Origin of the sequence: Flavobacterium sp. DG1-102-2, from assembly GCF_033042555.1 — a bacterium.
In the GTDB taxonomy this organism is placed as follows: domain Bacteria; phylum Bacteroidota; class Bacteroidia; order Flavobacteriales; family Flavobacteriaceae; genus Flavobacterium.
Map to the genome: position 1 here is coordinate 1 of NZ_JAWLIK010000015.1, position 15,176 is coordinate 15,176.

General features: G+C 38.7%; 12 protein-coding genes. 9 read left to right on the top strand and 3 right to left on the bottom strand.

Going from position 1 to position 15,176, the window contains the following annotated elements:
• Positions 1-90 precede the first annotated feature (90 nt).
• Positions 91-459, bottom strand: coding sequence for a hypothetical protein (locus R1T16_RS17040; protein ID WP_317502342.1), 369 nt, complete (start codon positions 457-459; stop codon positions 91-93).
• A gap of 212 nt (positions 460-671) precedes the next feature.
• Between R1T16_RS17040 and R1T16_RS17045 the strand changes: the two genes are divergently transcribed.
• The 5 genes from R1T16_RS17045 to R1T16_RS17065 all read left to right on the top strand — a co-directional run bounded on the left by R1T16_RS17045 (position 672) and on the right by R1T16_RS17065 (position 4,857).
• Positions 672-1,043: a hypothetical protein gene (locus R1T16_RS17045; protein ID WP_317502343.1), complete on the top strand. Its 372-nt coding sequence runs from the start codon at positions 672-674 to the stop codon at positions 1,041-1,043.
• Positions 1,044-1,154: 111 nt separating this feature from the next.
• Positions 1,155-1,982: an MbnP family protein gene (locus R1T16_RS17050; RefSeq protein WP_317502344.1), complete on the top strand. Its 828-nt coding sequence runs from the start codon at positions 1,155-1,157 to the stop codon at positions 1,980-1,982.
• Positions 1,983-2,016: 34 nt separating this feature from the next.
• Positions 2,017-3,042 (top strand): cytochrome-c peroxidase, encoded by a 1,026-nt coding sequence (locus R1T16_RS17055; protein WP_317502345.1) that lies wholly within the window; start codon positions 2,017-2,019, stop codon positions 3,040-3,042.
• 15 nt (positions 3,043-3,057) lie between these two features.
• Positions 3,058-3,972 carry a transporter gene (locus R1T16_RS17060; RefSeq protein WP_317502346.1) on the top strand — a complete coding sequence of 305 codons (915 nt, stop codon included), beginning with the start codon at positions 3,058-3,060 and terminating at the stop codon, positions 3,970-3,972.
• A gap of 114 nt (positions 3,973-4,086) precedes the next feature.
• Entirely contained in the window at positions 4,087-4,857 is a 771-nt protein-coding gene (locus R1T16_RS17065) for a hypothetical protein (RefSeq protein ID WP_317502347.1), read from the top strand.
• A 69-nt stretch (positions 4,858-4,926) separates the two neighbouring features.
• On the opposite strand, the gene lysS is transcribed toward R1T16_RS17065, so the two are convergent.
• On the bottom strand, positions 4,927-6,621 hold the full coding sequence (gene lysS / locus R1T16_RS17070) for a lysine--tRNA ligase (RefSeq protein ID WP_317502348.1): 1,695 nt from the start codon (positions 6,619-6,621) through the stop codon (positions 4,927-4,929).
• Positions 6,622-6,779: 158 nt separating this feature from the next.
• Here lysS and lipB point away from each other — a divergent pair, with 158 nt between their 5' ends.
• Entirely contained in the window at positions 6,780-7,505 is a 726-nt protein-coding gene (gene lipB, locus R1T16_RS17075; RefSeq protein ID WP_317502447.1) for a lipoyl(octanoyl) transferase LipB, read from the top strand.
• A 6-nt stretch (positions 7,506-7,511) separates the two neighbouring features.
• On the opposite strand, the gene R1T16_RS17080 is transcribed toward lipB, so the two are convergent.
• Positions 7,512-8,129: a ribonuclease HII gene (locus R1T16_RS17080; protein ID WP_317502349.1), complete on the bottom strand. Its 618-nt coding sequence runs from the start codon at positions 8,127-8,129 to the stop codon at positions 7,512-7,514.
• A 223-nt stretch (positions 8,130-8,352) separates the two neighbouring features.
• Between R1T16_RS17080 and R1T16_RS17085 the strand changes: the two genes are divergently transcribed.
• The 3 genes from R1T16_RS17085 to R1T16_RS17095 all read left to right on the top strand — a co-directional run bounded on the left by R1T16_RS17085 (position 8,353) and on the right by R1T16_RS17095 (position 15,164).
• Positions 8,353-10,275, top strand: coding sequence for a S8/S53 family peptidase (locus R1T16_RS17085; protein WP_317502350.1), 1,923 nt, complete (start codon positions 8,353-8,355; stop codon positions 10,273-10,275).
• 261 nt (positions 10,276-10,536) lie between these two features.
• Positions 10,537-13,632: a SusC/RagA family TonB-linked outer membrane protein gene (locus tag R1T16_RS17090; protein WP_317502351.1), complete on the top strand. Its 3,096-nt coding sequence runs from the start codon at positions 10,537-10,539 to the stop codon at positions 13,630-13,632.
• A 14-nt stretch (positions 13,633-13,646) separates the two neighbouring features.
• The gene (locus R1T16_RS17095) at positions 13,647-15,164 is read left to right on the top strand and encodes a RagB/SusD family nutrient uptake outer membrane protein (RefSeq protein WP_317502352.1); all 1,518 of its coding nucleotides are present in this window, start codon (positions 13,647-13,649) and stop codon (positions 15,162-15,164) included.
• Positions 15,165-15,176 lie beyond the last annotated feature (12 nt).

Here is a 15,176-nt window from a genome sequence, read left to right on the forward strand (position 1 = left end):
AGACATCTTGAAAATGCCTGAACTTTTACCAAATTTGTATAATCAAAAATAGTCAACCTATTTTAGGACTAGTCATTTGTTCTAATTAAATTAGATCGTTAGAAGTGTCTGCATTAATTGCGTATTGCCTTCCACTTTAGATAATTGATCTGGTGTAAGTGTAGATTTGAAAGAAGCTTCAATGCTTTGTTTAGCGATAGACTTACGCTGGTCGCTTAGGTTTTGAGCGTGAAGATTGTGTTTTTCAGCAAAGATTGACTGAAGTTTTACTTTCTGTTCTGATGTAAGTTTTACAAATTCAGATAAAGTAGCGACGTCTTTAGTCGCAGCTTCGTTAAAACCAGTTTTGGCTTTAGCGTATTCTGCCTGTTTAGCTGTTTTTTCAGCCGATTTTTGTTGTGCATTTGCCGTCGCACCAAACGCAAGCAACATTACAAAAAGAGTAATTATTTTCTTCATGATTTAAAATTTGTAAGTTTAGTGTTTATGTTTAATTTTCTCAAATCTAATTAATTTGAGTATTAACTCAAAACTTTACACAAAAAAAATATCTTCTGTTATGATTTTTGTCTTTTCATCTCATTTTTTTCAATAGCCTGATTTGTTTCCCGTTGCATAAAAATGTTTAAGGGTTATTTTTTTTAACGGGAATCGGTACTTACATTTGCCTCGTGAAAAAAGGTATATTCATAATCGTAATATTCATGTTGGTAAAGCCGGTGCTCCCGGTTTTAGATTACATTGTTAATTATGATTATATCGTTAATGAATTATGCGTTAACAAAGCAAAACCTCAAATGCACTGCAATGGTAAGTGTCACCTTATGAAGGAACTTGCAAAAGCGGCAGAACAGCAAAAGCAGGATTCTGAGAGGAAATCACTTCAGCATGATGCAGAAGTTTTAATTTGCGAGGCATTTTATTCATTCAGTTTTTCACGACCGGCTACATTTCCAGTAGTGAAAAACGAAACCATTTACAACAACCTGTATACGCACAGCGATACGGTTTCAATTTTTCATCCTCCTCTCTATATTTCTTAAAGTTAGTACTATGTTATGCATTAAAACTGCATGATAGGGCATTTTGTGTCCAAAATTATCCGGAAACCCTTGTCTCCGGCAATATAAACGTATACTTTAAAAAATAAATCAATGAAATTTCAATCTAAATATTTTGCAGCTGTACTTTCAGCGGCCACACTTTTTGTATCATGTAGTAATGACGATGAAAGCACTAGGCCTGTAGATGGTACAACCGGAAACGCCGAGTTGTATTTTGACAATGGTGTTGCAGGCGATGCCTTGGTATTGGGCACATCTTATACTAATTCTAATGGAGAGACACTTACTATAAACAAACTTAATTACATTGTGAGTAATATCGTTTTTATAAAAGAAGACGGTTCGGAATTTACATATCCTAAAAACGAAAGTTATTTTGTAATTAGTGAGGCAGACGGCCGAAAAACGGTAGATCTTCATAACATTCCGGCTGGAGATTATAAAAAAGTGAGGTTTGGTATTGGCGTAGACCAGGAACGATACCTTCAGGGAGAGACAGCCCAGCAAAGCTTTTGGGATCTTGCTTCACAGTACGAAATGGTATGGACATGGAGTACCGGGTATAAGTTCATCCTTTTTGAAGGAACATTTACAGCTCCAGGAGTAGATGGCTCAAAAGAATTTCAGGTACATCAGGGAAGCAACACCGCTACAGATAATTACAGAGAGGTTACCCTTAACCTGCCGACGACGGCACGTATAAGGCAGGGCGATAAGCCAAGTATACACCTTAAAACTAACGTGAATGTGCTGCTGGATGGCGATACAAAAATAAGGCTAAAGGATAACCTGAACCCGGCAGGAACATCGAGCGCTATAATGGGAGGGCAGAATCTTATAGATATTGCCAATAACTCTCTTAAGATGTTTGAGGTAGACCATGTTCATAACGGAGCTGGCGGAGAACATGATGAATAAATTTATGTGTCTTTTTGGAAAAAGTGTTCTGTTTATGATGCTATCGCTCGGCCTTTTATCATGCAGCGATGATAATAATGATTATACCTATGTAGATAAGCGAATGAACTTTACAGTTCCTTCAAACTTTCCCGCAGCGGTGCAGAATATTGAACTCAACTATCCTACAGAAAGAGGCTTTGAGCTTGGCCGTAAATTATTTTATGACGGAAGGCTCTCTTCCGATGGCACCATATCCTGCTCATTTTGCCATGAGCAGGGGTATGCATTTACACATCACGGACACGACTTAAGCCACGGTATCAATGACCGGATAGGTATAAGGAATGCTCCCGCGATACAAAATCTGGCTTTTTTAAACGAGTATTTCTACGACGGGGCATCAAACAATATGGAGATGCTCTCCATTGTGCCTATACACAACCCTGTTGAAATGGCAGAAACAATGGAAGGAATCACGGCAAAACTTAGTAAAGATGCTGTTTATGTAAAGCTATTTAAAGAAGCGTTTGAAGATGGAAAGGTTTCGACCGGAAATACACTGAAAGCGCTTGGGCAATTCATGACCATGATGGTATCGGCAAATTCAAGATACGATAAGTATGTGCGTAATGAACAGGGAGGTGCAATGACCGCTCAGGAGTTGCAGGGAATGCAGGTCTTTTCGCAAAAATGTGCGTCATGCCATAAAACGGATTTGTTTACAGACAGTGCCTTCAGGAATAATGGGCTGCCGCCAAATCCTAACCTTGATGATAAGGGCAGGGAAGTGGTTACCGGTTTTCCTGCAGACCGTTATAAGTTTAAAGTACCAAGCCTGCGTAATGCTGCGTTAACCGCTCCTTATATGCATGATGGCCGTTTTGGCAGTTTGGAATCAGTGCTGAATTTTTACTCTTCAGGCGTTAAAGATTCGGCTACGCTCGATCCAATACTGAATCAAAACGGGGTATTAGGGTTGTCGCTTTCAGAAGATGAAAAGTCAGCTGTGATTGCTTTTATCAAGACGCTTACCGATGACGATTTTATTAAAAATCCATTATTCTATTACAAGACTTAAAAAATGAAAAAATATATGATAGTGCTATTAATGGCCTGCAAGTTTAGTTTTGCAGGTACGCCACCACCTAACTTTAAAAAGATGCTTTACGACTGCGATGCCTGCGGATGTTCTGCAAGTGGAGGGGGTATGGGTTTTAGTTCCATGCTTAATAAGAATTTCGTTGGGTTAAGGTATGTTAACCAGAGTTATACCAGCCGTGACGGTATTTTTAATAACTCACCGTGGATCGACGAAAATTTTAATACTGTACAGGTGTGGGCAAGAATTCCAGTGTTTAAGAATTTCCAGGTTTCTGCGCAGCTGCCTTATCATTTTCATAACAGGCAATTGTCTACAGGTGAACAGACCATTGATGGGCTCGGCGATATAACAGTGCTGGGCATGTATACCGTATACCAGACAATGACTGACAGTACACTGTTTGTACATACACTTCAACTTGGTGGTGGTGTAAAAGCGCCTACCGGTAAATATGATGCCGACAATAAAGGAACGGTTAATCCGAGCTTTCAAGTGGGTACAGGAAGCTGGGATTACCTGCTGGCAGCAGAATATGTTATCAGGCATAAAGATCTTGGACTGAATGCAACGGTAAATTATATCTATAAAACCGAAAACGAGGATCATTACAGGTTTGGTAACCAGTTCAATTATTCAGGTACATTATTCTATGTTTTTGAAGGTTCAAAATTCACTTTTGTACCCCAGGCGGGGTTAGCAGGAGAAGTATATGCAACCAATAAACAGTTTGATGAAGATGTCCCTGACACCAAAGGTGATGTCCTTTTTGGAAAGGTAGGTCTTGAGGCCGGTACAGGTAGATTTTCGGTAGGGGTAAATGGGATGTTGCCAATAGCTCAAAACCTTACAGGAGGCAGGGTTGAAGCCAACTACAGATGGTCTGTAAACCTGAATTACAGCCTGTAAGGCGATGAATATTAGTTTTTTTGTAGTTCAGATAATTTATGTTTGAATGAAATTTTGCGTATTTTTGCACACTCCTAAAACGACACAGATTAGAGCGCGCGGATAGGTGAAATTATGAGGGTAATTACAAAAATATCTGTTGGAAAACATAAGACTACAATTGTTAAAGAAATAGTAGGTACCAACAGGACAGAAGAAGAGAAGCGTTTTATTTATACGGATCGTGAAGTGAATGTGAAAAAAAGCATACTTCACAACGCCGAGAAAATATTTCTTTATACTCTTCTTCTGCTTCTTGTTGTGCATCTTATACGTCAGGATGCGTTACAGGCTTTTGGTGTTGGTACTTTAAGCAGCTATTCAATAATAGATGAAACGCAGACTGTATTACTTATTGTAAGCAGTATTATATCGCTTAAATACAGTTTATCGGGAAGGTCAGATGGCTTTCAGAGTATTTTCAATATCCTTTTCGGAATTTCCTGTTATCTGCTATTGTTAGAACAGGGAGTTTGGTTCAGGGAAAAGACCGATTATCTTTTGTATTACTGTATCGGTATTGGTATTGTTTCTTTTACCGCAATAAGATGTTATAAGCATAGGAAATCGCTATGGAGGGATTTTAAGATATACTATAAAACGCAAAGTTATGCGTTGGTATGTTTTGCCCTTATACTGATACTGCTTTTGCCGGGACTGTTTAGCGACGATGTATTTATGCAGGTTCAGGTAAATGATGTGTGTATAAGCCTTAGCGAAAAAATAACATTATACATGCAGCTGTTGGGTAACGTTTTTTTATTGTTTGCTATAGTAGAAATGGCATTGAAGGTGAAAAAACGAAGTATGGCAGACGAAATCTTCAATAGCCACATATCAGAATAGCCAGAATAGCGGATATATGAAAAAAGGCTGCCACTGGCAGCCTTTTGTGTTTTTATGTAAGCGGATGAATTATCCTTTAAATTCTACGGTTTTAGTTTCGCCTTCAAGCGTAACTTTTACAAGTCCGTGTTTTGCAAGTCCTTTCATTGCAGCATCCCACTTTTTACCGCTTAGACCTGCTTGGGTTTTAAGTGCATCAAGGGCAAGAAGGCCGCTTGCCTTAACTATTTCAGCAATTGCTTTTTCGTCTTCGGTAAGTTCAACCTGTTTCTTCTCAGGTCTCATTTGCGGGAAGAATAATACTTCCTGTATAGACGGGTTGTTTGTCAGGAACATAATTAGCCTGTCCATACCTATACCTAATCCTGATGTAGGTGGCATACCATATTCAAGCGCTCTAAGGAAATCATTGTCAATAAACTGGGCGGCTTCTACATCTCCTCTTTCAGAAAGTTTAAGCTGTGCTTCAAAACGCTCTCTCTGGTCAATAGGGTCGTTAAGTTCAGAATATGCATTAGCAATTTCTTTACCGCAAACCATAAGTTCAAAACGCTCTGTAAGTTCAGGGTTATCGCGGTGCTCTTTACAAAGCGGACTCATCTCTTTTGGATAATCGGTAATAAATGTAGGCTGTATAAAGTTACCTTCACATTTTTCACCAAAGATTTCATCAATAAGCTTGCCTTTACCCATAGTATCGTCAACTGCGATGCCCATGCCTTTAGCAGCCTCATATATTTCTTCTTCCGTTTTACCGGTAATGTCAAAACCTGTAAATTGTTTAATAGCATCAGTCATGGTTACACGTGCATAAGGCGCTTTAAAGTCAACTTTATGCTCGCCAAAAGTAGCCTCTGTAGTACCATTAACCTCTGTAGCACAATGCTCAAGCAGGTTTTCTGTAAATTCCATCATCCAGTTGTAGTCTTTATAAGCTACATATATTTCCATTGCGGTAAACTCAGGATTGTGCGTCCTGTCCATGCCTTCATTGCGGAAGTTTTTAGAAAATTCATAGACACCGTCAAAACCGCCTACAATAAGCCTTTTAAGGTAAAGCTCGTTAGCGATCCTCATATAAAGCGGAATATCAAGACTGTTATGGTGTGTAATGAATGGCCTTGCTGCTGCACCACCCGGAATAGGCTGTAGTACAGGAGTTTCAACTTCAAAATAACCTTTGTCATTAAAGAAGTTACGCATTGCATTAAATAGTTTTGTCCTTTTAACGAATACTTCCTTTACCTGCGGATTAACAACAAGATCAACATAACGCTGGCGGTAACGAAGCTCAGGGTCACTAAAGCTGTCAAATACTTTTCCGTCAGCATCTGTTTTAGGCATTGGCAGCGGGCGAAGTGTTTTGCTTAGCAGTGTAAGTTCCTGAACGCGGATAGATTTTTCGCCTACCTGTGTAGTAAAAAGTTCTCCTTTTGCACCTACAAAATCACCAAGGTCAATAAGTTTTTTGAATACTTCATTATAAAGTGTTTTGTCTTCACCCGGACATATTTCATCGCGGTTAATATACACCTGTACACGTCCTTCGCTGTCCTGGATTTCGGCAAAAGCTGCTTTACCCTGAACGCGGATTGACATTAAACGCCCTGCAACGACAACCTTCTTGCCTTCAGAGAAATCGTTCTTTACCTGTTTAGACGTAGTGTCTACAGGGTAAAGGTTTGCGGGATAAGGATTGATGCCGAGATTTCTCAGCGCATCCAGTTTTTCTCTACGAATAATTTCTTGTTCTGAAAGCTGCATGATTTATAATGTTTTTAAGCCCGCAAAGATAATCATTATTAACAAATAATCAATCGGCGTTTCGTAACGCTTTCTGTTATAATTGTTATGTATCGTTAAGTGTAAACCCTATCGATAAGTTTTGTAAATTTGTGTAACGATTTTTAGCGTTAATGAAGATGAATAAAAAAGTGCAGTTTACAGACCTTGGGATTAAAGACTATAAAGAAACCTGGGAATTTCAGGAAACACTGTTTCAGGAAATTGTTGATATAAAAATAAGGAACAGAAGAGAAGAGCTTTCATTAGAAACGCCTAACCATTTACTGTTTGTTGAGCATCCTCACGTATATACATTAGGCAAAAGCGGCGATATAGAGAACCTTCTTATTAATGAAAAACAGCTTGAAGCCAAAGGGGCAACTTTTTATAAGATAAACAGGGGAGGGGATATAACTTATCACGGCCCGGGCCAGTTAGTAGGATATCCGGTAATTGACCTTGAAAACTTTTTTACAGATATACATAAGTACCTCCGTTTTCTTGAAGAAGTAATTATTCTTACCATGGCCGATTATGGCCTTCGTGGTACAAGGAGCGAAGGAGAAACCGGTGTATGGCTGGATGCGGGAACGCCCTTTGCGCGTAAAATATGTGCAATGGGTGTGCGTGCCTCACGATGGGTAACAATGCACGGTTTTGCATTTAATGTAAATGCAAACCTTGGATACTTTGATAATATAATTCCCTGCGGCATAAAAGGTAAGGCAGTGGCGACACTAAATGCCGAGCTTGGTGTTGAAAAGGTTGACGAAGAAGAAGTAAAGCAAAAAGTACTTAAATATTTTGCGCAGCTTTTTGGGGCCGAAATTGTGCAGCAGAAAAAAGAAGCGTTACACCTATAATATATGCTACCCAATATAATCTAAACCAAAATCCATTTCAAGCTGTTCCGGCAGTAACCTAAATGTTTTGCGGTGGTATTTGGTAATGCCGTATTTTCGTATTGCTTCACGGTGCTCCATCGTAGGGTAGCCTTTATTTTTCTTCCAGTTGTACATTGGGTATTCTTCATGTATCATGTTCATGTAATCATCCCGGTGCGTTTTGGCAAGAATAGATGCGGCGGCTATGCTAAGATATTTGCTGTCGCCTTTAACGATGCAGCTATGCGGGATATCGTTTACCGGCTTAAAGCGGTTACCATCTACTATGATATATTCAGGAACGGGGTTTAAATTTAAAATGCATTGCTGCATGGCTTTTATAGATGCATTTAAAATATTTATCTCGTCGATAACTTCAGGCTCGATATTTGTAACGTGATAACAAATTGCTTTTTCCTGAATTATGGGGCGTAGCTTCTCCCTTGTTTTTTCGGAGAGTTGTTTTGAATCGTTTAAGAGATCATGGGTAAAATCATGAGGCAAGATAACTGCAGCTGCAGTTACCGGTCCCGCAAGGCAGCCTCTTCCGGCTTCGTCTGTTCCGGTTTCGACAAGTAATCCTGAATAATTGATTAAAAGCATAAAACTAAAGAAAGATTATAATCGTAAATATATAGAATCTCAAAAGTATAATGTATGTGCTTAATTATAAAGCTTTTTTAAGAATTTGTAAATTTAACACAATTGAGAGAGGTGTTGATATAGAATAATTTATATTTTTGCTTTTCTTTTTTTTAACAAAAAATTAGAATACCAAAAAAATTTGCTTTGTTAACTACTATTAAATTAAATTAAAAAAACAGTTATGAAAAAAAATACTGTGAAGCTTTTTATCCTTGCAGCAATGTTAGGAGGGAGCTTGTGTGCCAGCGCACAGTCAAAATTTGCTAAAGCTCCTGTAACCGAAAATCAGGCTAGAAGCCTTAAAGAACTATCGGCGGAGTTTACTGCTAAATATGAGGCTGACTATGCTGAAGCCGTTAAGTTTGCTGAGGCAAATAACTTGCCGTTGATTATAAAAGGAGAAAATGGAAGTATTTCCCGTCTTACTAAAATTAAAGACGGTATACCTTTTTATACAGGTACGTATAATGTTGGTTCTGCACTTACATCAAGAACTAACGCTCTTCAGGTAGGAGGATCATTAGGATTGAACTTAACAGGTGAATATGAGAACGGCGACGTTATGCTTGTAGGTATTTGGGATGGCGGATATCCCTTGCCAACGCATGCCGACCTTATCGGTAGAACAAGTAATGGTGATACAAGTGGTAATGTAGCTTATCACCCTACTCATGTTACCGGTACCGTGATAGGTAATGGTAATAGCGCATCGACTTCGAAAGGTATGGCGACAAATGCAAATACCTTAAATTTTAATTTTGATTCTGATGCCGGAGAAATGGCTGGTTTTGCTGCCGGTGGTTATATACTGTCAAATCATTCTTACGGAACAAATCAGGCTTTGTTTCCTGAATCTTACCTACAGCTTTACAGGGGAACTTATGATGATACAGCAAGGCAGGTGGACCGCTTAATGTTTGATGCTCCTTATTATCAACCTGTTTTTGCTGCAGGTAATGATGGGGATGGTACTTACGACAGGCTAACAGATAGCTCTCTGTCTAAAAACGGAATCGCTGTAGCTGCTATAGCTCAGGTTGATAGTTATGTTGATGCATCTAGTGTTCATGCCGCTGATTTTACAAGTTACGGTCCTTCTAATGATAATAGGATAAAACCGGATATATCTTCAAAGGGCCTTGCGGTATATTCGTGTTCAAACACGGGAAATACAGCCCACGCATTTGAGCAGGGTACATCTATGGCTGCTCCTGGTATCACAGGAAGTTTAACACTGCTTCAGCAATATTATTCACTTCTTCATGAAACGGAGGATGGAATTAAACATTTTATGAGATCTGCTACTGTCAGGGCGCTTGTAGCCCATTGCGCAGACGAGGCTGGTGATGCTCCGGGCCCGGATCCAAAATTTGGATGGGGTCTTATGAACGCTAAACGCTTTGCAGAAATTCTTGCAGCAGATAAACAAAATACTAGTGCAAAAATACAAGAGCTTGTTTTAATGCCTGGAACTACCTATACTTATCAGGTAAATGCATCAGGTACTGAGCCGCTTATCGCTACCCTTTCGTGGACTGATCCTGCAGCTGTTGCCGGAGCTAACGGTTCTGCGGCTGTTGTTCAGATTAATAACCTTGATATTACTGTGACTAATGCTTCAGGTACACATTACCCTTGGAGGTTGTCTAACGATGGGTCTTACATCGCTGTAAATGATGGGCCAAATAATGTAGATAATATTGAAAAAGTAGAAGTGCCAAACGCTTCGGGTATTTACACTATAACTATTTCTCATAAAAAAACAACATTGGTTAACCCTGGATTAGGTGCGGTTCCATCTCAGGAGTACTCACTGGTTGTGTCGGGTATCACAAGCGCGCCTGCCGGACTTGAAGATGTTAAAAATAAAATGTTTAGTGTTTGGCCAAATCCTGCAAGTAACATAGTTAATATCTCTTTTGCAGATAATTTAGAAAAAGGGGCGTCAGCTGCTTTTTATGATGTTCAGGGAAGACTTGTAAAGTCTGCTCAATTAACAGGTGTGGAAAATACGGTAGATGTTCAGGACTTAGCTAAAGGCCTTTACATGGTTTCTATAACAAACGGTGGTAAGACAGAAGTGGAAAAAATTATAATTAAATAATTTTTCTCTAAATTTTATACATAAACGACGCAACCTTTTAAATGTTGCTGCATCTAATTAAGAAACGTTAACAATTTTGTTGACGTTTCTTTTTAATTTAAAAAAAGATGCGCTATGTTGTCAATTATTATCAATATGTTGTGGATTTTGCATTTACGTTAAAAAAAAATGAAAATTTAGCGTTGCTGTGCAATGTTAAAAGTTTGTTATATTAAAATAAATTAATAGATTTGCAACTTAACTAACTCAAATTAATTAAATATGAAATCAAAGTTTACTTGGATTTTTACGCTACTATTGGCGTTTTTTATTCAGTTTTCCTTTGCGCAGGAGAGAACCATTTCTGGTATCGTTACAGATAGCCAGGGTCTTCCGATACCAGGTGTAAACGTGGTAGTGGAGGGTTCTACGCAAAGTGCACAAACTGATCTTGATGGTAAGTATTCCATCCTTGCTACAAAAGGGCAAAAATTAGTATTCACATCTGTGGGTATGGCTCCGCAAACAATTACTGTGGGTGCTTCTAATGTTATCTCTGTTAAGCTTGGCGACGATCCAAGGATCTTAGAAGATGTGGTTGTTCAGGGTTATAGAAATGCAACCAGAGCTACATCAAACATTGCCAGTACTACGATTTCTTCAAAAACAATTGAAGGAAGACCGAATGCTAACTTTATTCAGACGCTTCAGGGACAGGTTCCTGGTTTGAATATCTCTACGGGTTCTGGTCAGCCAGGTGCATCAAGTACTGTAATCTTAAGGGGTCTTGGTTCTATCAATGGTAATATCGAGCCTCTATATGTTATAGACGGTGTGCCATTGAATGCTGATAACTTTAAATCGCTTAACCCAAATGATATCGAGTCGTTATCTGTGCTTAAAGATGCAGGTGCTACTTCTATCTATGGTAACAGGGGTGCTAATGGTGTTATCATCGTAAAAACAAAAAGAGGTAGTTATAATGCTCCTTTAAATGTTAAGTATATTGGGACAACAAGTTTTACCCAAATGCAAAACAACAAGTATAACGTGATGAATTCTCAGCAATTACTTACTCTTGAAAGAGGTGTAGGTAGAGGTTATGGTTCTAACGGGGGTGTTAATGGCGCTCCAATGACAGATGAGCAAATCGCTGCTTATGATATCAATACAAACTGGAGAGATCAATTCTTTAGAACTGGTGTTGGTCAAAATCACGTTTTAAGTTTAACAAGCGGTAGCGAGAATCTTTCTTCGTTTACTTCGTTTGGTTACTACGATCAGGAAGGTATCGTTAGAGGTACAGATCTTAAGAGATTTAACTTTAGGAACAACTTAACAGGTAAATCTAGCAACAACAAATTCAACTATAGTACTTCGTTAACTTTCAACTATTCTCAAAACCACCAGGCTGCGAGTGTAGGTACAGGTTCTGTTAACTACAACCCTATTGCTCTTGCTAACTCTGGTGCTCCTTATATCAGCCCGTCTTGGTATAACGGAAGCGGTCAGGATCTTGTTGACTGGTATGTAAGAGGTACAAGGCCAGATGGTGTAGGTTATACTAATGGTCAGGGTACTCTTGGACTTGCTCCACTTATCCTTTTAAATAGACTTGATACAGGTGCTATACAAACAGATGAGCTTAAAGCTATTGCTAACGTTCAGGGTAGTTATAAGCTTACTGATGATCTTACTTTAGGTACTTCTGCTGGTGTAGATTATACAGATAATGTAGGTCTTGATTATGAGGGTCCTAACTCTTGGACAAGATTATTGTTTGAAAAAGAAAACAGAGGCTGGCAGTATGTTGGTTCTCAAAGCGAAAGCTATGTAAGACAGTTTAACTTCAATTTAAATACAAGTCTTAATTATAGAAAAGTTTTTGCAGAAAAACACACTCTTGACGCTTCTGTGTTTACAGAATATTACAAAGCTCACCAAAAAACTTTCAGCAATACTCAAAACGGTTTAGATCCTAAAGTTTGGGAACCAGGTAATGGTGCAGGATATGTTCCTTTTGACCCGGCTACTCCTACACAGTATGTTCCTGAAGTTGCTTCTGGAAAAGCTACAGCAGGTCTATTCTCTTACTTCGGTTCTGCAGATTATGACTATGATCAAAGATTTGGTTTATCTGGAAGTATCCGTAGGGATGCGTCATACAGGTTTGCTGATTCTAACAAATGGGGTACTTTCTGGTCTGTTTCTGGAAGATGGAACATTGATAAAGAAAAATTCATGCAAGGTGCCGGATTTGATATGCTTAAATTAAGAGCGTCTTATGGTACTACAGGTAACCAGAACATCTTAGGCCAGAGTATCTTCTCTGCACCAAACTTTACAAGAACATTATTTGCTTCTGTTAGGGGTTACCAAAATCAGCTTACTTATATAGTAGGTCAAATTGCAAATCCTGATCTTAAATGGGAAACTATTGAGCAGGCTAACATTGGTCTTGACTTTGAAATGTTAGACCACAGATTTAGAGGTACTTTTGATGTTTATCGTAAAACAACTAAAGATCTTTATCTATCTGCTCCTATTTCAGCTATCAACGGTCAGTACACTCTTGATGGAAATTACGGAGACTTAAGAAACAGTGGTGTTGAAGCCCTTTTATCTTATGATCTTGTAAGAAGTAATGACTTTAACCTTACTGTTACATTTAACGGTTCTTACAACAAAAATGAACTTACCTCTATTCCTGGTGAAGAGTTTGATAACGGTCTGACAGTTGATAGAGTAGGTGGTCAGCTTAATCAGTACTACCTTATAAAATATGCGGGTGTTAACCCTACAAACGGTAACCTTTTATTTTATACAAAAGATGGTCAGTTAACTGAAAATCCAAACACTGAGACTGACAGAAGGCTTACAGGTAAAACAGGTTTAACGCCTAAATATCAGGGTGGTTTTGGTTTCGAAGCTAACTATAAAGGTTTCTTCGTTACAACACAATTTAACTATGTTGCTGATATCTGGAGATTCGACTACGATTTAGAAGGACTTCAGGATCCAAGTGATATTGGTATTACTAATAAATCAACAGATTTATTAAATGCATGGACACCGGATAACAGAAATACAGATATTCCTTCTCTTGCTTTAACAAATAAAGGTATTGATGCAAGTTCTGACAGGTATCTTAAAGATGCTTCTTATGTAAGGCTAAGGTTTGCAAGTGTAGGTTACCAGGTTCCTCAGAAATTCTTAGAGAAAAGTCCGTTTACAGCTATTAGAGCTTTCGTTCAGGGTGAAAACTTGGTTACATGGTCTAAATGGAGAGGATGGGATGCAGAAAGTAGCAGGCTAGCTGACCAGTATCAGTATCCAACACCAAGAATTTATTCTGTTGGTCTTGAATTACAATTTTAATTAAACGAATCGTTATGAAAAAAATTAAGTTATTCTTATATATTGCTGCGGCTGCTATAATGACATCAGCGTGTGATGACGCGATTGATATCACTCAGCCAAGCGAACTTTTGCCGGAAGATACATTTGAAAATGTAGCAGACCTGCAAACAGGTATACTTGGAGTTTATGCTTCGGTTCCGGGTGAAGACATTATTGTATTTACATCTTTATTTACCGACGAGGTTAAATTAGGTGTTTCAAACGGTGGACAGGGTACAGATGGTGAGCTTGCTTTCCTTTTGAACAATAACTCTGGTGATGCCGCTTCAATCTGGTTGTCAAATTATACTTTGATAAACCGTGCTAACCGTTTGTTAGCTGGTGCTGCAGCAATTACTCCTGTAGTTGATGTAGAAGCTGGTGTTGATGAGACTTCGTCGTACAATCAGGTTATCGCTGAAGCAAAAACGTTTAGAGCTTATGCTCATTTCCAATTGCTTACTTTCTTTTCTCCTGATTTGAAAAATGATAGTGCTCTTGGAGTTATTGCTGTAGACTTTATACCTACAACAAATCAGAAATTGCCTAGAAATACAAATGGAGAGGTTTTTGCTCTTATCGAAAAAGATCTAAGCGAATCTGAAGCAGCTCTTCCAACAGGAAAGATTGGCGCTACAGGTTACCTTTGTAGGGACTTTATAACTGCATTAAGAGCTCGTATGGCAGTGTACAGAGGCAAACATGATGTTGCTGAGCCTTTAATCGATAACCTTGTTACAAGAAACTATACTTTAGCAGCTAAAGGTACTAACCTTAACCTGGGCTCAACTGCATCACTTACAGGTGCAGCGGGTAGTGCTTATGTTAAAATGTTTAGAGATGTTACAGGTGGTACTTCTGAGGTTATCTTCAAAGTAATACGTACTGTAGCTCCTACAGATGCAACGGGTAACTTCTATCAGGCTTGGTCTTCTGTTAATAGTACTACTACAGGTAGTGCATTCTTTGAAGTAGGTACAGCTTTATACGAAAAATTATCTCCTGAAGATATCAGACGTGCAGCGATTATCGATCCTACTGCTTTCCCTTCATTTAATGTTCGCCCTGTTGGAAAATATGGTGAGTCTAAAAGTGTACCATTATTAGGAGATATCAAAATTTTCAGAATGTCTGAAATGAGACTTCTTAAAGCAGAATGTCGTGCAAATGCGGGTGATTTTACTGGTGTGGCTACTCAAATCAATTTGGTGCGTGCTGCCCGTTTTGGCAATGCTAACAACAACATTAGTGTTCCTGCGTCTGCTCAGGAAGCTTGGGCTGCTATTCTTGATGAAAGAAGGCTTGAACTTGCTTTTGAAGGTTTCCGTTACATTGATATCAAACGTTTAGGACAGCTTGCTGGTAAAGGTATTGACAGAAATGCCAATGACTATGCTTTCAACAACGCGCTTATTCTTGAGTCAACTGACTACAGGTTTACTTTGCCAATTCCAAGAACTGAGCAGACTGCTAATCCAAACATTCAGCAGAATCCAGGTTATTCTAACTAATTAAAAAAATAA

Excerpts from the sequence above, each read along its gene's own strand:
- R1T16_RS17040 (WP_317502342.1), bottom strand. The coding sequence starts at position 459 with ATGAAGAAAATAATTACTCTTTTTGTAATGTTGCTTGCGTTTGGTGCG.
- R1T16_RS17050 (WP_317502344.1), top strand. The coding sequence starts at position 1,155 with ATGAAATTTCAATCTAAATATTTTGCAGCTGTACTTTCAGCGGCCACA.
- R1T16_RS17055 (WP_317502345.1), top strand. The coding sequence starts at position 2,017 with ATGATGCTATCGCTCGGCCTTTTATCATGCAGCGATGATAATAATGAT.
- R1T16_RS17060 (WP_317502346.1), top strand. The coding sequence starts at position 3,058 with ATGATAGTGCTATTAATGGCCTGCAAGTTTAGTTTTGCAGGTACGCCA.
- R1T16_RS17065 (WP_317502347.1), top strand. The coding sequence starts at position 4,087 with ATGAGGGTAATTACAAAAATATCTGTTGGAAAACATAAGACTACAATT.
- lysS (WP_317502348.1), bottom strand. The coding sequence starts at position 6,621 with ATGCAGCTTTCAGAACAAGAAATTATTCGTAGAGAAAAACTGGATGCG.
- lipB (WP_317502447.1), top strand. The coding sequence starts at position 6,780 with ATGAATAAAAAAGTGCAGTTTACAGACCTTGGGATTAAAGACTATAAA.
- R1T16_RS17080 (WP_317502349.1), bottom strand. The coding sequence starts at position 8,129 with ATGCTTTTAATCAATTATTCAGGATTACTTGTCGAAACCGGAACAGAC.
- R1T16_RS17085 (WP_317502350.1), top strand. The coding sequence starts at position 8,353 with ATGAAAAAAAATACTGTGAAGCTTTTTATCCTTGCAGCAATGTTAGGA.
- R1T16_RS17090 (WP_317502351.1), top strand. The coding sequence starts at position 10,537 with ATGAAATCAAAGTTTACTTGGATTTTTACGCTACTATTGGCGTTTTTT.
- R1T16_RS17095 (WP_317502352.1), top strand. The coding sequence starts at position 13,647 with ATGAAAAAAATTAAGTTATTCTTATATATTGCTGCGGCTGCTATAATG.